We start from the raw sequence: 21,313 nt of genomic DNA on the forward strand, positions 1-21,313 counted from the left end.
TCCGAGTCTGGAGCCCGGACGCGGCCGTGGAATCACGTGCGGCACGTAGTCTCTGCGTCCGCGGCTACGAGATCCGCTCGGCCGCGTCGAGCGTCCCGGCGAGCTCGCGCCGGCTGGTGACGCCGAGCTTGCGGAAGACCTTGCGCAGGTGGAAGTCCACCGTGTGCGGGCTCAGGAGCAGGGCCGCCGCGATCTCGGCGTTGGTCGACCCCGCCGCCGCCATCGCCGCGACGGTGGCCTCCCGTGCCGTCAGGTCCGAGGTCCGGGTGGGCCCGGCTGCGTCTCCCGGGCCCTCGGTGCCGCCGCTGGCGAGCAGCTCGCGGCGGGCACGCTCCGCGAAGCGCACCGCGCCCATCCGCTCGAAGACCCCCAGCGCTCCCCGTAGCTGGAACCGGGCGTCGGCGCGCCGACGCCGCCGCAGGAGCCACTCGCCGTACAGCAGCCTCGCACGGCCGAGGGCGGCGAGGTTCCGCGTGGGCTCGAGGATCTGGACCGCCTCGCGGAAGGCGACCTCGGTCTCGTCGTCGGTCGCGACCAGCGCCCGACCGACCGCGGCGAGCCCGCGGGCCCAGGTGGTCGGCGAGGCGGCGGCGATGGACTCGAGCCGCACGAGCGCGCGCCGGGCCTCCTCGTCGCGCCCGGTGAAGACCGCGGCCTCGACCAGGTTCACGAGGGCGCGCTGCGCGACCTGGAGATGGTTCTGCTCGACGATGCCGGCGGACAGGCGGTACGAGGTCTCGTAGTCACCAGCGCACGAGGCGAGCAGCGCGGACGCGGCCCGCGCCATCGTCTCCGCCCCGCCGAGGCCGAGCGCCACCGCCGCCTGCCCGGATCGTTCGATCTGAGCCTCGAGATCGGGTCCGCGGCCGCACCAGGCGAGGTACTCGACGTTCTTGAACATCTCCTGCTGGTCGGGGGTCAGGCCGATCGCGTCGCGGACCTGGCCGACCTCGGCGAGCAGACGCCCGGCCGACTCCAGCTGCCCGATGTCGGCCTCGGTCAGGGAGCGCACCCACAGGAAGACGTCGAGCGGGTAGAGCGCACCGGCCGCCCGCGCCACCTCGGCGCTGCGGGTCAGGATCGTCGTCCGCGCGTCGTCGTCGAGCAGCCCGGTCGCGAGCACCATCCCGAGCATGCCGAGCTCGAGCAGCTCGGTGGGGCTCACCCGATCCGACGCGATCGCGTCGACCGCCGCGCGCATCTGCGGTGCTGCGACCTCGTACGGGTCGAGCGCGAAGGACGCGAGCGCAGCCAGCGCCGTCCCCGCGACGTCCCTCGGCTCCTCGCCGACGATCTCGCGGATCGTCGTCGCGGCCTCCTCGACGGAGCAGCCGCGCATCATCCACTCGGCGCCGCCGAGGTTCGACGCGCAGCGCACGAGCGCCTCCCGTGCCCGTACCGGGTCGGAGGCCTCGAACGCCCGCGCGGCGCGCAGGTACATCGCGGGCACGTCGGCGCTGGCGTCCGCGAGTCCGGAGTAGACGTGCACGGCAGCGCGGACCATGAGGCTGCGGCCCAGCCCGACCGGGTCGAGCTCCGTCTCCTCGAGCGACGCGAGCAGCCGGCTCGCCTGCACCGGCGCCCCACCGATCGCCGCCGCCTCGGCGGCCGCGAGCGTACGGTCGATCCTCGCCGGCCCCGCCGGGGTGAGCTCGACGGCCCGGACCAGGAAGGACACCCGCGCGGAGTAGCCGCCCCGGTCGCGCGCCCGGTCGGCCGCCCGCGCGAGGACGCCGGCCACGTGCTCGTCCGGCTCGACCCGGCTGGCGCCGAGGTGCCAGGCCCTGCTGTCCTCGTCGACCGGGTCGGTGGTCACGGCGGCGAGCGCGTCGTGGACCCGACGCCGGTCCTCGGTGTCGGCGGCGCCGTACACGGCGGAGCGGACCAGAGGGTGGCGGAACCGCACCCGGCCCCGGGTGCGGACCAGGCCGGTCTCCTCGGCCGCACGCACGTCCGACGGATCGATGCCGAGGGCGGACGCGGCGGCGCTGACCCGGGCGAGGTCACCGCTCGGCTCGGCCGCGGCCAGCAGCAGCCAGGTCCGGCTGCCCGTGCCCAGCTCGCCGACCCGCTCCAGGTAGTGCGACTCCAGCCGGCCCCCGAGCGGCAGCGGGTCCGGGAGCGTGGCACCGCCGGAGAGCTGGTCACCGCCGAGCTCGTCCCCGAGGTCGAGGATCGCCAGCGGTACGCCGCGGGTCGCCTCCACGATGCGGCCGGCGATCACCGGGTCGAGGTCGCCGGCGACCGAGCGCGACAGGAGCTCGTGGGCCGCGGCGTGCTCGAGACCCTCCAGACGCAGCTCCGGCAGGCCGGCCAGCGCCGCCACCGCGATCGACGTGCGGGCTGCCAGCACCATCGAGACCCGGTCGGCGTGGATGCGGCGGGCGACGAACGTGAGCGCGTCGAGCGACTCCTGGTCGAGCCACTGGACGTCGTCGACGACACAGACGATCGGCCGGTCGTGCCCGGCCTCGGCGAGCAGCGTCAGGGTCGCCAGGCCGACCAGGTGGCGATCGGGCGGCGGGCCCGCCTCGAGCCCGAGCGCGACCCGCAGCGCGGCGCGCTGGATCTCCGGCATCGCCGAACCGAGCGCGCGGTACCTCAGGAGGAGCCGCTGAAGTCCGGCGAAGGCGAGTCCGGCCTCGGTCTCGACACCGAGGAGGCGCACCACCTGGAGCCCGTCGACACCGTCGGCCAGATCGTCCAGCAGTGCCGTCTTGCCGACTCCCGGGTCACCCCGGACGACCAGGACCTCGCCGAAGCCCTCGGCCGCCGATGCGGCGACCGCTGCCAGGCGTTCACGTTCGGCCACCCGGCCGACGAGCGCGTTCACGGCACGACCCTAGAGCCTGGGGCTGGTCACCGGGCACCACGTGCACGCACGAGCCCCCGCGGGCGCGGCGAGGCCCGCGATCGCACCCCTTACACTGAATTCGCCATCCGGGGGCAACGGGCACCCGGACACCCCCCGGGAGCATGACCATGACGTCCTCGACGACGCCGCGGCCGCGTGCGCGCGGTCGCCTGCTGATCGGCCTCACGGCCGTCCTCGCGATCCTCCTCTCCACCCTCGTCGCCGCGCCGGCCCAGGCCGCCGGCGTGACCGTGGTGGGCACGATCACCGACGGAGCCGGACGCCCCGTCGCACACGCCAACGTCCTGATCCGCAAGAACCAGACCGACGGCGGCCAGTTCATCTACACCGACGCGAACGGGCGCTACGACAGCAGCGCGTGGCCCCAGACCTCGGACCTCTCCACCGGGACGCACTGGATCAGCGTGTCCGTCGACGAGGAGCACACCAACAACGGCTGGCCGTACCGCTACGTCGACACGGCGGTGTCGCTCGCCTCCGGCACGAACACGAAGAACTTCACGCTCACCGAGCTCGCCACCGCCGACTTCACCGTGCTCGGTCCCGACGGACGCAGGCTCGTGCGCGCGCCCGTGATCTTCGAGGTCCTCCGCAACGGCGTGTGGGACCTGCCGCAGTACGGCCCGAACGAGACCGACCGCAACGGCCGCTACCGGTTCACCGAGAGCACCTACTTCGAGAAGTACCGCGCCTGCTTCGGCGTCCCGTCCGGCTACTCCGGGCCGACTGCGGTCCTGACCTGCTGGCAGTCCGGCTCGAAGCCGAGCGAGGCGACGCCGTTCACCGTCACGGGCGGCACCCACGCGAAGCACACCGTCCGTCTGAGGAGCGGGGCCGCGCCGAGCGTGTCCGGCACCGTGCGCAACGGCCGCACGCTCACGGCGAGCGCCGGCGCCTGGTCGAAGGCCGGCCTGTCGGTCTCGTACCGCTGGAAGGCGGACGGCCGGGCGATCACCGGAGCCACGAAGCGCTCGTTCACGGTGAGCAACGCTCAGGCGGGCAAGCGGATCAGCGTCACCCAGACCGCGAAGGACTCCGAGGGTCGCCAGTGGTACGCGCGGACCTCGCGGGCGACCGGCAAGGTCGTCGGCACGCTGAAGTCCAGCAAGCCGCGGATCAAGGGCAAGGCCAAGAAGGGCAGGACGCTGCGCGCCAAGGCCGGTTCCTGGGGACCGGGCGCGGTGAAGCTCTCGTACCGCTGGACCCGCAACGGCAAGGCGATCAAGAAGGCCACCCGCGCGAAGTACAAGGTGACCAAGCGCGACGTCGGCAAGAAGATCCGGGTGAGCGTGACGGGCCGCAAGGCCTCGTACACGACGGCGAAGCGGACCAGCGCGAAGACGAAGCGCGTCAAGCGCTAGCAGACGCGGACGCGGACGATCGACGGCGGCGTCGGTGCTCGGGCACCGGCGCCGCCGTCGTCGTCGCCCCTCCGGCGCCGTTGACTGATCGCTCGCTCAGCAGCAGGATGTGGTCCGTGACCGACCACGAGACCCCGAGCCGGGTGACGGACCTGCTCGCCGCGCTGGACGCGTTCATCGACGAGGACATCCGCCCGCTCGAGGAAGCCGACGACAACCTCCGGTTCTTCGACCACCGGCGGGAGTTCGCCCGCACCGACCTCGAGCGCGACGGCGCGCCGAGCCAGGACTGGCTCGACCTCCTGGCCGAGGCGTGCCGGCGGGCCGATGCAGCGGGCTTCTACCGGTACGGGATCCCGTCCGAGCTGGGCGGCCGCGACGGCACGAACCTCGACATGGCGATCATCCGCGAGCACCTCGCGGCCCGGGGGCTCGGGCTGCACAACGACCTGCAGAACGAGCACTCGATCGTCGGCAACCTCGTCTTCGTCGAGCTCCTGCACCGGTTCGGGACGCCCGAGCAGCGCGAGCAGCTCGTCGAGCCGTCGATCCGCGGCGAGGCCGGCCTCGCCTTCGCGCTCACCGAGCCCGACCACGGCTCCGACGCGACCTGGATGACGACGCGTGCCGTGCGCGCCGGCAGCGACTGGCTGATCTCGGGCGCGAAGCGGTTCAACACGCTCGGGCCGAGCACGACCCACGACGTGGTCTTCGCCCGCACGTCCGGTGACGACGGCGACGCCACCGGCATCACGGCGTTCATCGTGCCGATGGACGCTCCCGGGCTGGACGTCCCGATGCGCTGGTGGACGTTCAACATGCCGAGCGACCACGTCGAGCTCAGGTTGGACGACGTCCGCGTCCCGTCCTCGTCGATCCTCGGGGCCGAGGGCGAAGGGCTCGCCGTCGCCCAGACGTTCGTGCACGAGAACCGCATCCGCCAGGCCGCCTCGGGCGTCGGCGCCGCGCAGTACTGCATCGACCGCTCGGTGGCGTACGCGAAGGAGCGGACCGTCTTCGGGCGGTCGCTCGCACGCAACCAGGCGATCCAGTGGCCCTTGGTCGAGCTGCACACCGAGGCCGCGATGGTCCGCACGCTCGTCCGCTCGGTGTCCGCGCAGATGGACGCGCTCAAGGAAGCCGACGAGCCGCTCGTGCAGATCGGCCACCTCGTGTCGATGTGCAACTACCGAGGCAACCGACTCGTCTGCGATGCCGCCGACCGCGCGATCCAGGTGCACGGCGGACTCGGATACACCCGCCACCTGCCGTTCGAGCACATCTACCGCCACCACCGCCGCTACCGGATCACCGAAGGGTCGGACGAGATCCAGATGCGTCGGGTCGCCGGTCACCTGTTCGGATACCTGTGAGCGCGCGGACGATGAGCACCGCGACGCCGAGCGACCCCGCACACGAACGTGCGCAGCGCCTCCAGCAGCTCGTCCGCGACGCGACGGGGACGGCCGGACCCGTGCTGCTGGAGCGCCTGACCGGAGGCGCGAGCCGGGAGACGCTCGCCGTGACCACGGGCGACGGCGACGAGCAGCAGCTCGTCCTGCGGATCGACGAGACCGGCGGGCTCGGAGGCGTCAGCCTGCAGGTCGAGGCCGCCGCGATGCGTGCCGCCGACGACGCCGGGGTCGCGGTCCCGAGGGTCCACGCCGTCGGGACGGACCCCGCCCTCGGCGCCGCGTACATGCTGATGGACCGCATCGACGGCGAGACGATCGCACGCCGCATCCTGCGCGACGACCGCTTCGCGGCGGCCCGCACAGGGCTGGTCGGTGAGCTCGGCGCCACCCTCGCCCGCCTGCACACGATCGAGGTCGGTGACGACCTGCTCGCTCCTGCGCCGGAGCCGCTCGCCGCGCTCGACGACCTCGCCGGGGCTCGCCCACCAGCGCCGGGGCTCGCACTCGGCCTGCGCGCTCTGCACGACGAGCGTCCCGAGCCGGGCGCAGAGTGCCTCGTGCACGGCGACTTCCGCCTGGGCAACCTGATGGTCGGCCCCGACGGCCTGCGCGCGGTGCTCGACTGGGAGCTGGTGCACCGCGGCGACCCGGTCGAGGATCTCGGCTGGTTGTGCGCGAAGGTCTGGCGCTTCGGTTCGCCGCACCCGGCCGGCGGTCTGGGGACACGCGACGAGCTCCTCGACGCGTACGCCGAGGTCGCCGGGTGGCGCCCGTCCGACGCGCGGCTGGCGTGGTGGGAGCGCTACGCGACGGTGCGGTGGGGGCTGATGTGCCGCGTCCAGGCAGACCGACACCTCAGCGGTGCCGAGCGGTCGATGGAGATGGTCGCGATCGGGCGCCGGTCCGCGGAGCAGGAGTTCGACGTGCTGCTCGGGCTCGGCCTCGACCACCCCCACGAGACGCGCGAGGTCCTCGACGACGCGCCGCCCGCCGCCACCGGGCCGTACGGGAGCCCGACGAGCGACGACCTGCTCGACGGGCTGCTCCACTTCCTCGGTACGGAGGTGGTGCCGGCGGGCGGGAGCGTCGGCTTCCAGGCCCGTGTCGCCACGAACCTGGCGCGCACCGTCCGCCGCGAGGCACGGCTCGGCGAGGAGCACCGCGCGCGCCACCGCGTACGCCTGGACCGGCTCGGCGTCGCCGACGACGACGAGCTGAGCCGCGCCATCGTGACGGGGTCGCTCGACGACCGCTGGGAGGCGGTCGCCGAGGTCGTGCGGGAGAGCGTGCGGGACCGGCTCGCGGTGGCCAACCCCGCGCACACCGCGCAGCCGGGATGACCGGGGCGGGCGCCGGGCACCGCGGCCGGCGGCTGCCCGCGCCCTATGATGTGGCCAGGCCGAGGGAGGCGGGATGACGACGGACCGGAGCGCGACCGCAGCAGGGACGTCGCGCGACTGGCGCACGTTCGAGCCCGTGCCGTTGACCCCGATCCTCGCCGGTGCCCTGGAGGCGTTCTACGAGCACGGATACCACGGCACGACCGTCCGCGACATCGCGCGACGTGTCGGCGTGACCGTCCCGGCGCTCTACTACCACCACCCGAGCAAGGAGGCGCTGTTCGTCACGCTCCTCCTGCTCGGGACCGACGACGTCGCCGACCGTGCCGAGGCTGCAGTCGCGGACGCCGACGACGCGGTGCAGGCGCTGTCCAACCTGACCGAGGTGGTGGTGCTGCACATGACCACGCGCCACAAGCTCGCGGCGCTCGACCTGGAGGCGCGCTACCTCGGGCAGGAGAGCCGCGCCCGGTACGCGGCCCCGCGCCGGCGCATCGACGCGCTGGTCGACCGGGTCGTTGCCGACGGGGTGGAGAGCGGGCAGTTCCACCCGACCGACGTGCACGAGGCGGCTCGGGCCCTGCTCGGGATGTGGCAGTCGATCGCGCGGTGGTTCCGTGACGACGGCACGCTCAGCGGCGAGGAGATCGCCGCCCGCTACGTGCCGCTGTCCCTCGCCACCGTCGGCCACGGCGGCTGAGCCCGACGGCTCGGCTCGGCTCGGCCCGGCGGCTCGGCCCGACGGCTCGGTGGTCGATCCCGCCGCGGTCCAGGAAGCGCCCCGCGCGATGGAGGCGAACGACGCGAAGAGCCGAGCTGTCGGTCTGATGTCCCGAGACATCACAGATCCAGACTGTCGGTGTCCCGCCGTAGTCTGTACACATGTTCGAATCGGTGTCGCCTTCGACGGTTGTGGAGGCTCTGCGCAGCCGGGTGGTCGACGCCGTCGACGGGGTGCTCGAGCAGATCGCCGCGCTCGACCCGGGTGATGTCGCGATGGGGGCCGCGGAGGTCGAGGTGGTCGCGCTGTGCGAGCGGCTGGTGCGGGTGACGCAGGCGACGCAGACGACCGCGGTCGCGGCGCTCGAGGCGCGGCGGCGTGCGGTCACGCATGTGCCGCAGCACGAGGAGACGATCGAGCGGTCGCTGCGCACCGAGGTGGCGATGGCACGCCAGGTCTCGGCGTCGGCGTCGGGCCAGTCGCTGTTCGAGTCGCGGATGCTGCAGGAGCTGCCGTCGACGGCCGCGCTGTTCGAGCAGGGTGCGATCTCTGTCGGTGTGGTGCGGGAGGTGTGCCGTGAGGTGCAGTTCCTCTCCGCCGAGCACCGTGCGCGTCTCGACTCCGAGCTCGCCGAGAGCCTCGGGTCCCTGACCCCGAAGCGCGCGGGCAAGGCAGCCCGGCGGCTGACCCTTGCCCTCGATCCGCACGCGGGCTACGTCCGGACCATGCGGGCACGGGGCGAGCGGCAGGTGAGCCTGACCCGCGAGCTCGACACGATGGCGACGCTGCGGGTCTACGGCCCGGCCGAGCAGCTCGCAGCGGCCTACCACGCCCTCGACGACCACGCGAGCGCCCGACGGGCCGACGGGGATCCCCGCACCGTGTCGCAGCTGCTCGCCGACACCGCGCTCGAGCGGCTCACCGGTGCCGCGGTCGACACCGACGGCCGGGCGCCGATCCGCACCGAGATCAGCCTCCTCATGCGACCCGAGACGCTCTTCGGCACCGAGGACACACCGGCGGTCCTGGACGGCTACGGAGCCGTCCCGGCCGAGCTGGCCCGTGAGCTGGTCACCGACGCGGGAGCCACGGCCTGGATCCGCCGCCTGTTCACCCGCGCCGACGGGCAGCGGCTGTCGCACGCGGATCCACGACGTCGCCGGTTCCCACCCGCGGTCGCACGGCTCGTCCGCTCGGTCGACGCCGAGTGCCTGCGGCCCTGGTGCGACTGCCGGGCCCGTGACATCGACCACCGCCTGCCCCACCATCGAGGCGGCCCGTCGACAGGAGCGAACGCCGACCCGGCCTGCCGCGGCAGCAACCAGACCAAGGAAGCGCACGGCTGGCGCGTCACCGGCGAGACCAGTGGCCCACCACCCGACCAGCCAACCCCCGACAAGCCAACCCCGAAGAGACCAGACCCGAGCACGCCAGCCCCGAACAGACCAGACCCGAGCACGCCAGCCCCGAGCAGACCAGACCCGAACAGGCGAGACTCCCTGCACGGCGGGGTCGCCGACGCCCCACGCGTGGTCACCTGGACGACCCCCACCGGACACCGCTACACCTCGACGCGACCCGGTCCACACGGTCACGGACCAACGATGATCGTGACAAGACCCCCGACCTCACCGCTCGAGCGACGGCTGTGCTCGATGGTCCGTCAAGCACGCCTCGATCACGAGAACGCCGACGCCAGAGCGGCATGGGACGAAGCAACACACCTGCCCGACGACCCGCCCCACGACTGACCCGTTGCCCTCGACTCGCCCCTGAGCCCAGGCACCCGGGCTGAGCCCTCGCGGTCGCCCTCGGGTGAGGCGCGCCGTGGGCGGTGGGTCGCCTCGCCTCGCCGCGCGCCGCTGCCGACTCTCAGCCGACCGAGTGCAGGCAGAGCACGTTCCCCTCGGAGTCCTTGAACCACGCCGCGGCCGGTCAGGATTGGTCTCGAGGTACGCGCCGGGGTACGCGGACGTGTCCTTTCGCTCGGCGCTGCGCCTCAGAGGCGCTCGACGACGGTCGCGTTGGCCATGCCGCCGCCCTCGCACATCGTCTGGAGACCGTAGCGCCCGCCGGTCGCCTCGAGGTGGTTCACCAGGGTGGCCAGCAGGCGCGTCCCCGAGGCCCCGAGCGGGTGGCCGAGCGCGATCGCGCCACCGCGGGGGTTCAGCTTCTCCGGGTCGGCGTTGAGCTCCTGGGCCCACGCCAGCGGCACCGGCGCGAACGCCTCGTTCACCTCGTACGCGTCGATGTCGTCGATCGCCAGCCCGGCCCGCTCGAGCACCTTCTGGGTCGCCGGGATCGGCCCGGTGAGCATGATCTCGGGGTCCGATCCGCACACCGCGAAGCTGTGCAGCGCGGCGCGCGGGGTCAGCCCGAGGGCCGCGGCCGTGTCCTCGCCCATCAGCAGCGCGGCCGATGCGCCGTCGGTCAGCGGCGAGGAGTTGCCCGGCGTGATCACCCAGTCGATCTCCGGATACTGCTCGGAGTAGCGGTCGTTCGCGAACGCGGGACGCAGGCCGCCGAGGCCCTCGGCCGTCGTGCTCGCCCGCACCGTCTCGTCGGCGGCGTGCACGGTGCCGTCCGGCAGCGTGACCGGCACGATCTCGTCGGCGAACCTCCCGCTCGTCGTGTGCTCCGCGGCGAGCCGGTGCGAACGCGCGGCGTAGGCGTCGACCTCTCCGCGCGAGAGCTTCCACCGCGACGCGATCAGCTCGGCGCCGATCCCCTGCGGGGGCAGGCTGGCGAAACGTTGGGCGAGCGGCCCGAACGGGTCTCCGTCCATGGTCGGCGTGCCCATGGGCACCCGGCTCATCGACTCCACGCCGCAGGCGATGGCCACGTCGTACGCGCCGGCCATGATGCCCTGCGCGGCGAAGTGCACGGCCTGCTGGCTGGAGCCGCACTGCCGGTCGATCGTCGTCGCGGGGACGGTCTCGGGGAAGCCCGCCGTCAGCAGGGCCGTGCGGCCGATGTTGAGTGCCTGGTCGCCGGCCTGGTCGACGCAGCCGGCGATCACGTCGTCGACCTTCCCTGCCTCGACGCCGGTGCGCTCGATCAGCGCGGTGAGCGTGGTGGCGAGCAGCTCGGCGGGATGCACCCCGGACAGGGCGCCGCCGGGCTTGCCCTTGCCGGAGGCGGTTCGGACGACGTCGACGATCACGGCACGGCGCATGGCGGGGGCCTCTCTGGTGGATTGACTGAGCGCTCGCTCAATTCTGGGAGCAGGAGAGATCGCTGTCAAGGCACCGCAGGACCGCGACCGCCGTGTCTCGGCCGACCTCGCTGCGGGCATGCTCGCCCCGGTCCGCGCTCGCCCGAGCACGACGACGGCCGGCCCGGCGGGAGCCGGACCGGCCGTCGTCGACCGTGCGGGGCACCGTCGCGAACGACGGCGGATGGTGGAGCTGGCGGGAATCGAACCCGCGTCCTCCAGCGCAGGACCAGGACTTCTCCGAGCGCAGTTCGTCATGTCGTGTTCTCAGCCCCGACGCTCGGACGAACACGTCGTCGACAGGCTCAGTCGCTGTGAATGTCCCCTGTCAGTCCCGCGACCGGACTAACAGAGCAAGCCTCCTAGCTGAGGCCGGTGACTGGGACGGAGGCGCTCCCAGGCCGACCCTTCGCGGTACTCGCCTCAGGCGGCGAGAGCGAAGTCAGTGCGCTTGGAATCGGCACTTGTTGTTTTCCAAGGAACGTTCACGAGATGACCTTGGATTCTCGGCTCGCTTCTCCTGATTCGTACGACCGAAGTCGAAACCGATCAGCCCCGCTGTGATGTTGTCAAAACGCGCCGGTGGAACCGACGCCTGAACTCTACCCCGCACAACCCGCCCCGGACGAACGGTATTCCCGGCGCGGCCGATCTACCCTGCACGAGTGAGGCCGTGCGTATGGCTCCTGCTGGCGGCCGTGCTCGCCGCCGGGTGCGCGGGCACGGACGGCGACACTGCGCGCAGCGACGGCGGCTCGTCCGCGAACGCCGTCGTTCCTGCTGCGAGCGCATCCACCACCGCGGCCCGGCCGGCGGCCTCCTCGGCGCCGCAGCGGACCGCCGACCGCACGACTCCCCGTACGACGCCCCGCGCGGAACCCCGCCGGGCGTGCCGGTCGGGACCGCGCCGGACGGCCGACGGCACGCGCCGGTTCTGGACGAAGGACAGGCGGTGCTACACCTCGCGCTGGTACGCAGGCGCCCACCGCCGCATGATCCCGTTCGGCTGCACCCGCGCTCCCTGGTATCCGCCGTCGTCACGCTGCGCCCGGGGCCGCGGCTTCCACCACGGCCTCGACCTCGCGATGCGCAAGGGCACGAAGGTGTACGCGGGCGTGCGGGGACGGATCGTGACCCGCGGGCTCGGGTCCGCGTACGGCAGCCGTGCGGTGATCATCCGCTCGCGCGGCCGCGACGTCCTGCTCGGACACCTGCGATCGCGTCGGGTGTCCCACGGCGACCGGGTCCGTCGCGGCGACCTGGTCGGCCGATCCGGGGCGCGGGGCGCGCCGGACGGCCCGCACCTGCACGTCGAGGTCCGCCCGGCCCGGGGGTCGTACCTGTCGGCCGTCAGCCCGCGTCGGGTGCTGCGCCTACGCGTGGCGGGGTGAGGGTCTCGATCGCTCGCTCCGCTCGCGCCTCGACCAGCGGATGGGTGACCCTCGCGCCTCGACCAGCGGATGGGTGACCCTCGCGCCTCGACCAGCGGATGGGTGACCCTCGCGCCTCGACCAGCGGGAGGAGCTCAGGCGTCGAACAGCGCCAGGCCGTTGCGCCAGAGGACGTCGCGCAGCCAGTCGTCACCGAGGTCGAGCCGCGCGAGCGCCTCGACCTGGTGGGCGTACGCGTACGGGATGTTCGGGAAGTCCGACCCGAGCAGCACCCGCGGCTGCAGGTCCTTCAGGCGCCCCAGGTCGTCGGTCGGGAACGGCGTGGTCTCCTCGGTGAAGTCGGTGAAGACCATCGTGGTGTCGAGCCGCACGTTCGGGTAGCGCTCGGCGAAGTCGAGGAACGCGCCGTACTCCGGCACGCCCATGTGCGCCACGATCATCGGCAGCGTCGGGAACGCCGCCAGCACACGTCCGATCAGCTCCGGCCCGGTGAACCTCCCCGGCGCCGGTCCCGAGCCCGCGTGCACGACGACCGGTGTCTGCGAGTCGGTCAGCGCACCCCACACCTCGTCGAGCATCGGGTCGGTCGGGTCGAACTCCCCCACCTGGATGTGCGTCTTGAAGATCTCGGTCCCGGCGTCGATCCGCGCGCGGACGTACGCCCCGGCCTCCGGCTCCGGGTAGAAGGTGGCGCTGCGCAGGGCGTTGCCGTAGGTGTCGGCGAAGTCCGCGGCCCAGTCGTTCAGGAACTCCGCGATCCCCGGCTTGTGCGCGTACGGCAGCGCGGAGAAGCGGAGCACCCCCATCCGCTCCAGGTGCGCGACCCGCTCCCCGTCCGACCAGCGGTAGGTGATCGGCCACTCGCGGCCCGTCAGCGGGCCGGCGGCGTCGAAGTACGACCACACCTTCTGCATCACCCGCGGCGGGAGGAAGTGCACGTGAGCGTCGAACAGCCCCGGGATCCCGAGCCGTGCGCAGAACTCCGGGAGCCCGTCATCGGACAACGCAGCATCCGACAACGCAGCATCGGACAACGCAGCGCCCGGAAGGGGGTCGGTCATCCCGGCATCCCCTTGATCCTGCGGCCGATCTCGGTCTGCACCTCTCGGGTCGCCTGCCGCTCGGCGATCGCCTGCCGCTTGTCCCACGCCTTCTTGCCCCGGGCGACCGCGACCTCGATCTTCGCGCGGCCGGAGGAGAAGTAGAGGGACAGCGGGACCAGGGTCACGCCCGGGTTGGAGACGGCCTTCTCGATCTTCTCGATCTCACGGCGGTGCAGCAGCAGCTTCCGCTTGCGGCGGGCCGTGTGGTTGGTCCACGTCCCCTGTGCGTACTCGGGGATGTGCACGCCGTGCAGCCACACCTCGCCGTCCTCGATGTCGGCCCAGCCGTCGGTGAGGTTCGCGCGGCCCTCGCGCAGCGACTTGACCTCGGTGCCGGTCAGCACCAACCCCGCCTCGTAGGTGTCGTCGACGTGGTAGTCGTGCCGCGCCTTGCGGTTCTGCGCGATCAGCTTCCTGCCCGGTTCCTTGGCCATTCCTCCATTGTCCAGGTCGCGTCCAGACGTTTACAGCCAGTTCATCGGGTCCCGGGTGTTGCCGTTCTTCAGGACCATGAAGTGCAGGTGGCATCCCGTGGAGTACCCGGTGCTCCCGACGTAGCCGATCGTCTCGCCACGGCTGACGTACTGGCCCTCGTAGGTGGAGAACTGCGAGAGGTGGTTGTACGTCGTGGCGACGCTCGCCCCCCGCATCCGGCCGTGGGAGATGATGACGCGGTTGCCGTAGCCGGCGTTGTAGTACGCGCCGATCACCGTGCCGCTCGCGGCGGCGTACACCGGGGTCCCGCAGCCGACGCCGAAGTCGGTGCCGTCGTGGAGCTTCCAGACGTGCAGGATGGGGTGGAAGCGCATCCCGTACGACGACGTGATCGGGCCGGAGACGGGGTACGAGAGGCCGCCGCCGCCACCACCGCCACCGCCGCCGCCGCCGCCGGAGGAGGAGCCGCCGCCGGACGACGAGCCGCCGCCCCCTCCGCCGCCACCGCCGCCGGAGCTCTTCTTGTCGTTCTTCCGGGCCTCCTGGCGCCGCTTGCGCTCCAGGCGCTCCTGGCGCCGCCGCTCCGCGCGCGCCTCGGCCCGTGCGATCGCCTTGAGCCGGGCACTGATCCGGTCGCGCTCCGACTCCAGGGCCTGGAGCTGGACCGCGTCGGACTGCTTGGCCTTCGCCGCCTCCTGACGCGCCTCGGCGGTCGAGCGCACGAGCGTCGCGACCTGCGCCTCCTGCTCCTCGGCCTGCGCGGTCAGCTCCTCCTGCAGCTGGAGGTTCTCCGCCGCCGCCTCGCGCTTCACCTTGACGACGTCGCGCGCCTTCTTCACCTTCTCGCGCGTCAGGGCCAGGATCACCTGGGTCGCCTCGAGCTGATCGCCCTGGGCGAGCCGGGCCTCGGTGACCGCCGTGTCGAGGCTGACCTGCTCGGCGTACGTCGCGGCGTCGACGCCGTTGACCAGCGCCGAGAAGGCCCGCAGGCTCGGAGAACCGGACTGGAGCTGCTCCACGGTCGTCCGCTCCAGCACGCGCTCGGCCTTGCGGCTGCGCTTGCGGCCCTTCTTCGCCTCGGTCCGCGCGTCGGAGAGCTCGTCCTCGGCCTCGGTCAGCGCAGCCTGCATCGCCGCGTCACGCGCCTGCGCCGCGGCGAGCTGGGTCCGGGTCGTCGCCAGCGTCGCCCGCGCCGACGTGAGACTGGTCTGGGCGGACTGGAGCGCACGGGTCGCGTTCGCCAGCCTCGCCGAGGAGGCGTCCAGGTCGGATCGGGCACCGGCAATGTCCGACGTCACGTCCTGACGTCGGTCTCTGAGGTCGTCCTTGTCGTCGCCGGAACTGGGACTCGCGACCGCTGCGGTGACGCAGAGCAGGAGAACCAGAACCAAGGCGGCACGTACAGGAACGAGGGGGAAGACTCGCACCACACGCTGCCTCTGCTCGGGGACAGGTCGGGATGAACGTATCCGCCCATTCCGCCAGAACCCGGCATTTCATCACGCTCGGGCGCGTCCGACGGGCCCCTCGGGTCGCCGGACCGCGCCGGCCCGTGTCACACCTTGAGGTAGCGGCGCGTCATCACGAGCGTCGGGATCAGCGCGAGCAGGATCGCCAGGACGGTGGTGTAGATCATCACCCCGCCGGCGTCCTGCCATCTGACCCAGGTCGTCAACGCCCCCAGACGGTCGCGCAGGAAGCCGTAGACCACCCACTGCATGAACGCGGCCAGGCCCAGGCACGCGAGGCCGGCCGAGATCAGTGCCGCGACCAGCGACTCGAGGATGAACGGGAGCTGGATGTGCCAGGTGGACGCACCCACGAGCCGCATGATGCCGATCTCGCGGCGACGGGCGTACGCGGTCATCCGGATGGTGTTCGAGACCTGCAGCACGGCTGCGACGATCAGCAGCAGCGACGTGCCGAGCGCGGCCCAGCGCAGCTTGGAGAGCACCTCGAACAACGGCGCGAGCAGGTCGCGCAGGCTGATCACGCTCGCCACCCCGTCGATCCCGGTGAGCTGGCTGGTGATCCCCTCGGACTGGTTCGGGTCGACCAGAGTCACGCGGTAGGAGACGCCGAACGACTCCGGTCCGAGCGCCTCGAGCTGCTTGCGCCCCTCGGCGTTCTGGCCGAGGCGCTCCTGCGCGAGCTCGTAGTTCTCCTCCGGCGTCCAGCGCTCGTACGAGCGGACCTCCGGATTCTCGTCGAGCGCGGCCTCGACGGCCTGCTCCTGCTGCTCGGTGGCGCGGCCGCCGACGCACGTGTCCGCGGAGGAGTTCTGGGTGCAGAGGTTGACCTGGATCTGCAGCCGGTTGCCGAAGAAGGTCTCGGTGCGGTCCGCCTGAGCCTGCAGCAGCAGACCGAGCGATGCCAGCACCAGCGACACGCTCATCGTGACGACGAGGGAGACCGTCATCGAGAAGTTGCGTCGGATGCCCGTGGTGAGCTCGTTGAAGATGCTTCCGAGTGCCATCGAATCGTCTCGTCAGTTCTCGTAGCCGTAGGCGCCGCGCGACTGGTCGCGGACGAGGTGCCCGCCGGACAGCTCGATCACCCGCTTGCGCATCTGGTCGACGATGCCGACGTCGTGGGTCGCCATGAGCACGGTCGTATCGGTCCGGTTGATCCGGTCGAGCAGCTTCATGATGCCGACGGAGGTCTGCGGGTCGAGGTTGCCCGTCGGCTCGTCGGCGATCAGGATCATCGGACGGTTCACGAAGGCACGAGCGATCGCCACGCGCTGCTGCTCACCGCCCGACAGCTCGTCCGGCATCCGCTCGCCCTTGCCCTCGAGCCCGACCAGCTCCAGCGTCTGCGGGACCACCCGACGGATCTCCGAGCGGGACTTGCCGATGACCTGCAGCGCGAACGCGACGTTCTCCGAGACGGTCTTGTTCGGGAGCAGGCGGAAGTCCTGGAACACCGTGCCGAGCTGACGACGCAGCTTCGGCACCTTCCAGTTCGCCAGGCGGTTGATCTCCTTGCCGGCGACGTAGACCCGTCCTGTGCTCGGCCGCGTCTCCCGCAGGATCATCCTGAGGAAGGTCGACTTGCCGGAGCCGGACTGCCCGACCAGGAACACGAACTCGCCCTTCTCGATCTCAAGATTGATCGAGTCGAGAGCGGGTCTCGGTTGACCGGGGTAGGTCTTCGTGACGTTCTCGAAGCGGATCACCGTGCGAGTGTACGCAGGCTCAGGAAGCGGCAGCCTCAGCGCCACGCCGCCAGCGGATTCCTGCCTCGATGAACGGGTCGATCTCGCCGTCGAACACGGCCTGGGTGTTGCCCGTCTCGTACTCCGTCCGGAGATCCTTGACCATCTGGTACGGATTGAGCACGTACGAGCGCATCTGGTCGCCCCAGGACGCCTGCACGTCACCGCGCAGCTCGTCGAGCTGGGCGCGCTCCTCGGCCTTCTTCAGGGCGAGCAGCTTCGCCTTGAGGATCACCATCGCGCTCGCCTTGTTCTGGAGCTGGCTCTTCTCGTTCTGGCAGCTCACCACGACGCCGGTCGGCAGGTGGGTCAACCGGACCGCGGAGTCGGTCGTGTTGACGCTCTGGCCGCCGGGGCCGGACGAGCGGTACACGTCGACGCGGACCTCGTCCTCGGGGATGTCGATCTCGTCGGTCTGCTCCAGCACCGGGACGACCTCGACCGCGGCGAACGACGTCTGCCGGCGGCCCTGGTTGTCGAACGGGGAGATCCGCACGAGCCGGTGCGTGCCCGACTCCACCGACAGCGTGCCGTAGGCGTACGGCGCCTTGACGGCGAAGGTGGTCGACTTGATCCCCGCCTCCTCCGCGTACGACGTGTCGTAGACCTCGACCGGGTACTTGTGCTGCTCGGCCCACCGGACGTACATCCGCTGGAGCATCTCGGCGAAGTCCGCCGCGTCGACACCCCCGGCGCCCGAGCGGATCGTCACCAGCGCCTCGCGCGCGTCGTACTCGCCCGACAGCAGGGTGCGGACCTCGAGCGCCTCGACGGCCTGCTCCAGGCGCCCCAGCTCGACGTCGGCCTCGGCCAGGACGTCGCTGTCGCCCTCCTCGGTGCCGAGCTCGACGAGGACCGCGAGGTCGTCGATCCGTGACCGCAGGCCGCTCACACGCTCCAGCTCGGCCTGCAGGACCGACAGCCGGCCGGTGACGCGCTGGGCGTTGGCCTGGTCGTCCCACAGGTCGGGCGCGGCCACCTGCTCCTGGAGGTCGGCGATCTCGGCCCGCATCGCGTCGAGGTCGAGGACGGACTCGATCGACGTCATCGTCGTGCCGAGTGCCTTCAGTGCTGCGTCGTAGTCCCGTGCCACAGGTGCGAGCCTACCCGCCCACCTCAGCGGGCCAGGGCGCGGCAGCGGGTCGGCGTCCGTCAGCGGGTCAGCGCCCGACAGCTGGCCGAGGCGCAGTCGACGTAGGCGTCCAACTTGCGCATCATCGCCTTGACCGTCGGGTCCTGGGGCCGGAACTGGTTCCGTTTCTCGAACGAGCCGACTCGTGCCAGGCCCCGGTAGAACTCGTACGACACGAGCGACGGGTGGCCGCTGGGGTGTGCGTAGCGGACCAGCAGCGCGTCGCGGTTGCGGACGGCGACGTACGAGCGCTTCAGGTTGTCGGAGCCCTCGAGGTCCGGGTCGTCACCGACGGGCTCGGACCAGGTGTGCTCCACGAAGGCGAAGCGGTTGCCCTTCGCTCGCGGGTTGCGCAGCACCGGCACCAGCGACGACCCGTCCCGGTCGGGCGACGGTCGGTTGCCGGCGAGCTGCTCGATCGTCGGCGCGAGGTCGATGTTCTGGACGACCTGCCCGCGGGAGCCGGTGACGACGCCGGGCCCGGCCACGATCAGCGGGACCTGCAGGTCGACCTTGTACGCGGTGCGCTTGCCGATCCCGAGCCGGAACTCACCCAGGTGGTAGCCGTTGTCCGACGTGAAGATCACGTAGGTGTCCGGGCCGACGGACCGCATCACCGCGCCGAGCAGGTCGTCGAGCGACTGCGCCATCCGGGCGCGGTTGCGGTAGTGGTTCTCGAGCCGCTTCGTCTTGCGCTTGCCGGCCCGGTTGTTCTCGTTCCACGCCGCCGCCAGGCGCCCGTCGGCGTACCGCGGGCGGTTGTCGCGCTGGTCGTCGTTGAAGCCCGGGCGATCGCGCACACGCAGCCGCGCGCACGGCACGCGGCCGCAGTCGCCGGCGCTGCGCTTCGTCGCACGGTCGCGCAGCGCGGGAGAGAACAGCGGGTCGGTCGCGCGGACCTTCCGCTTGCGCTTGTGGGTCGCGAACGGCGCGATCTCGAGGAAGTACGGGGCGTCGCTGCGCTCACGCGACTCGATCGACCGGACCGCCATCCGCCGCAGGACGTCCGTGCTGTAGTCGGCCGCGGCCCGGCCGTACCGTCGGTTGGAGATCACGCTCTCGCCGGAGCGCTTCACGGCGTCGGTCATCTTGTAGCTCCACATCCGGTACCCGCCGGCGGTGATGGCGTGGAACTCGTCCCACCCCTGCGGGACGGCGGAGCCGCCCGCACCGCGGTAGCGGTTGAGGAACTTCCCCATGAAGGTGGTGTGGTAGCTGCCGCCGGCGCGCGTCGTCAGGGCTGCGGCCAGCGACTTGGAGTCGTCGTCGTGCTTCTTCCACGCCGGGTAGCCGCCGAGGGGATTGGCCTTGTCCGGCCCGCCACCGTTGGTGAACACCCGGTTGTTGTGCGGGTACATCCCCGTCATCAACGCCGATCGCGACGTGCAGCACAGGGAGTCCACGACGAACGAGTTGGTGAACGTGGCTCCCCGACGCTTCAGCGCCTGGACGTTCGGCATCGTCCGCACGAGCGACATGTCGAGGTCGTCGGCCAGGACGAGCACGATGTTGGGGCGCATCGTCGCCTGGCCCTGGCTCACGCTCGCCCCCACGGGGCCGCCTCCGGTCAGGACCTGGGACACGACGGCTGTGATCCCGACGAGCACGGCCGAGACCGCGAGGGCCAGGGCGACCAGGACACGACGACGCTGCACGAGACTCATTCCGAGGCAGGGACGCGACGACGTCCGAGGGACAGGTACGAGGTCGAATTCTACGACTCGAGGGAGTCCAGCCGCGCCTGGGCGTCCGTGGAGTGCTGCGGGTCCGCCGCGAGCGTGCGGTGGAACCACTCGATCGCCTCGTCCTCACGCCCCGCGGCGACCAGAGCGTCGGCGTACGCGTAGCGCAGCCGGGCGAGCCACGTCGTCGGCGAGCTGTGGTGCAGGGGCTGCTGCTGGAGCATCGCGAGCGCAGCGTCGAGCTGACCGAGGTCACGACGGGCGCCGGCCGCGACGATCGCAGCCTCGACCCGGACCTCGGGGTCGGTGATCTTGTCCTCGGACTCCGCGATCACCTTGAGCGCCCGGTCGGGGCGGCCGAGCGCACGCTCGGAGTCCGCGATCAGGGGGACGTGGTCGGTCCCGCCGGACATCCGCTTCGCGGCGCGCAGCTCCGCCAGCGCATCCTGCCAGCGGCCGGCGGCGTACGCGGTCTCGCCGGCCGCCTCGCGGACCACGCCGATCCGCGGGGCGAGCTCACGGGCGGCACGTGCGTGCTTGTACGCCAGGTCGGGGTCTTCGTCGAGGAGCACGCCGGCCGCGACGAGGTGCGCGGCGACGTTGTCCGCGCGGGTCGCGCTGAGCGAGCTCAGGAGGCGGCGCACGCCGTTGTCGAGCTGGTCCCCACTGACGCCCTCGGGGATCGGGGGCGCCTCGCTGCGGGGCCGCTCCGAACCACGCTCCTCGCGTGGGCCACGACCGCGGTCGTCGCGCCGCCGGTCGTCGCGCCGCCGGTCGTCGCGCGGACCGCCCTTGCCGCGGCCGCGGTCGTCGCGCGGACCCCCCTTGCCGCGGCCGCGGTCGTCGCGTCGCCCGTCGTCGCGCGGACCGCTGCCCTTGCCGCCGGACCGCCCGGAACCTGAGCTGCCTGAGCCAGCGCGGTAGCCGCCGGACTTGCCCTGGCCGCCGGAGCCGCCCCGGTACCCACCAGAGCCACCAGAGTCACCAGACCCACCCCGGTAGCCGCCGGACTTGCCCTGGCCGCCGGAGCCGCCGCGGTAACCGCCGGAGCTCGAGCTGGACCCGCTGCGTCCGGACGAGCCGCGTCCACCCGACCCACCTCGGCCGCCACCGCTCCCACGGCTGCTGGAGCCGCCACGGTCGCGACGCCCGTCCCCTGCCGATCCGCGCTCGCTCATCGGCGTCCTTCCGTCGTCTCGTGTGCTGCCAGTCTGGCGCACAACCTCGAGAACCACCGGGGCAATCGCATCACAGCGGTGCTCCCGGTGGAAACAAATGGATGGAGGGGTTGGGTCAGCCGGTGGCTGTCCCAACCCCTCCATCACAAGAATATGTCCGGCGGCGTCCTACTCTCCCACACAGTCTCCCGTGCAGTACCATCGGCGCTGAAGGGCTTAACTTCCGGGTTCGGAATGTTACCGGGTGTT

Annotated in this window: 16 protein-coding genes, 1 rRNA gene and 1 other RNA gene; 6 read left to right on the forward strand and 12 right to left on the reverse strand. The window is 72.0% G+C overall.

Annotated features, from left to right (window positions below; genetic code table 11):
• Positions 1–64 precede the first annotated feature (64 nt).
• Positions 65–2,833 (reverse strand): AAA family ATPase, encoded by a 2,769-nt coding sequence (locus CLV56_RS20160; protein WP_039339433.1) that lies wholly within the window; start codon positions 2,831–2,833, stop codon positions 65–67.
• 149 nt (positions 2,834–2,982) lie between these two features.
• On the opposite strand from CLV56_RS20160, the gene CLV56_RS20165 reads away from it, so the two are divergent.
• The 5 genes from CLV56_RS20165 to CLV56_RS20185 all read left to right on the forward strand — a co-directional run bounded on the left by CLV56_RS20165 (position 2,983) and on the right by CLV56_RS20185 (position 9,463).
• Positions 2,983–4,236, forward strand: coding sequence for a carboxypeptidase-like regulatory domain-containing protein (locus CLV56_RS20165; RefSeq protein WP_039339431.1), 1,254 nt, complete (start codon positions 2,983–2,985; stop codon positions 4,234–4,236).
• Positions 4,237–4,352: 116 nt separating this feature from the next.
• A complete protein-coding gene (locus CLV56_RS20170; RefSeq protein ID WP_245858012.1) occupies positions 4,353–5,609 on the forward strand; it encodes an acyl-CoA dehydrogenase family protein in 1,257 nt (418 codons plus the stop codon).
• Between the two features lie 11 nt (positions 5,610–5,620).
• Positions 5,621–6,991, forward strand: coding sequence for a phosphotransferase family protein (locus CLV56_RS20175; RefSeq protein WP_039339459.1), 1,371 nt, complete (start codon positions 5,621–5,623; stop codon positions 6,989–6,991).
• 73 nt (positions 6,992–7,064) lie between these two features.
• Entirely contained in the window at positions 7,065–7,691 is a 627-nt protein-coding gene (locus CLV56_RS20180; protein WP_100415594.1) for a TetR/AcrR family transcriptional regulator, read from the forward strand.
• Between the two features lie 182 nt (positions 7,692–7,873).
• On the forward strand, positions 7,874–9,463 hold the full coding sequence (locus tag CLV56_RS20185; RefSeq protein WP_039339429.1) for a DUF222 domain-containing protein: 1,590 nt from the start codon (positions 7,874–7,876) through the stop codon (positions 9,461–9,463).
• A 248-nt stretch (positions 9,464–9,711) separates the two neighbouring features.
• On the opposite strand, the gene CLV56_RS20190 is transcribed toward CLV56_RS20185, so the two are convergent.
• Together CLV56_RS20190 and ssrA are read right to left on the reverse strand one after the other, a co-directional pair.
• The gene (locus CLV56_RS20190; protein WP_039339427.1) at positions 9,712–10,887 is read right to left on the reverse strand and encodes a thiolase family protein; all 1,176 of its coding nucleotides are present in this window, start codon (positions 10,885–10,887) and stop codon (positions 9,712–9,714) included.
• Between the two features lie 224 nt (positions 10,888–11,111).
• Positions 11,112–11,483: a transfer-messenger RNA gene (gene ssrA, locus CLV56_RS20195) on the reverse strand.
• 108 nt (positions 11,484–11,591) lie between these two features.
• Between ssrA and CLV56_RS20200 the strand changes: the two genes are divergently transcribed.
• Positions 11,592–12,317, forward strand: a complete 726-nt coding sequence (locus CLV56_RS20200; RefSeq protein WP_157805241.1) for a M23 family metallopeptidase — start codon at positions 11,592–11,594, stop codon at positions 12,315–12,317.
• Positions 12,318–12,451: 134 nt separating this feature from the next.
• On the opposite strand, the gene CLV56_RS20205 is transcribed toward CLV56_RS20200, so the two are convergent.
• From CLV56_RS20205 to rrf, 9 genes are all read right to left on the reverse strand, one after another.
• On the reverse strand, positions 12,452–13,378 hold the full coding sequence (locus tag CLV56_RS20205; protein ID WP_100415595.1) for an amidohydrolase family protein: 927 nt from the start codon (positions 13,376–13,378) through the stop codon (positions 12,452–12,454).
• Positions 13,375–13,854 carry an SsrA-binding protein SmpB gene (gene smpB, locus CLV56_RS20210; RefSeq protein ID WP_039339422.1) on the reverse strand — a complete coding sequence of 160 codons (480 nt, stop codon included), beginning with the start codon at positions 13,852–13,854 and terminating at the stop codon, positions 13,375–13,377. The genes CLV56_RS20205 and smpB overlap by 4 nt, the downstream gene beginning before the upstream one ends.
• A 30-nt stretch (positions 13,855–13,884) precedes the next feature.
• Positions 13,885–15,153, reverse strand: a complete 1,269-nt coding sequence (locus CLV56_RS21105; protein WP_211288243.1) for a M23 family metallopeptidase — start codon at positions 15,151–15,153, stop codon at positions 13,885–13,887.
• Between the two features lie 257 nt (positions 15,154–15,410).
• Positions 15,411–16,331 (reverse strand): permease-like cell division protein FtsX, encoded by a 921-nt coding sequence (gene ftsX / locus CLV56_RS20220; protein WP_039339421.1) that lies wholly within the window; start codon positions 16,329–16,331, stop codon positions 15,411–15,413.
• 12 nt (positions 16,332–16,343) lie between these two features.
• Positions 16,344–17,033 (reverse strand): cell division ATP-binding protein FtsE, encoded by a 690-nt coding sequence (gene ftsE, locus CLV56_RS20225; protein ID WP_039339452.1) that lies wholly within the window; start codon positions 17,031–17,033, stop codon positions 16,344–16,346.
• Between the two features lie 19 nt (positions 17,034–17,052).
• Positions 17,053–18,165 (reverse strand): peptide chain release factor 2, encoded by a 1,113-nt coding sequence (prfB, locus tag CLV56_RS20230; RefSeq protein WP_039339419.1) that lies wholly within the window; start codon positions 18,163–18,165, stop codon positions 17,053–17,055.
• A 59-nt stretch (positions 18,166–18,224) separates the two neighbouring features.
• A complete protein-coding gene (locus tag CLV56_RS20235) occupies positions 18,225–19,868 on the reverse strand; it encodes a sulfatase family protein (RefSeq protein WP_100415597.1) in 1,644 nt (547 codons plus the stop codon).
• Positions 19,869–19,918: 50 nt separating this feature from the next.
• Positions 19,919–21,064 (reverse strand): tetratricopeptide repeat protein, encoded by a 1,146-nt coding sequence (locus CLV56_RS21290; RefSeq protein ID WP_157805242.1) that lies wholly within the window; start codon positions 21,062–21,064, stop codon positions 19,919–19,921.
• A gap of 155 nt (positions 21,065–21,219) precedes the next feature.
• Positions 21,220–21,313 (reverse strand): 5S ribosomal RNA (rrf, locus tag CLV56_RS20250); the annotation flags it as partial.

It is taken from the genome of Mumia flava, from assembly GCF_002797495.1.
Lineage (GTDB): Bacteria > Actinomycetota > Actinomycetes > Propionibacteriales > Nocardioidaceae > Mumia > Mumia flava.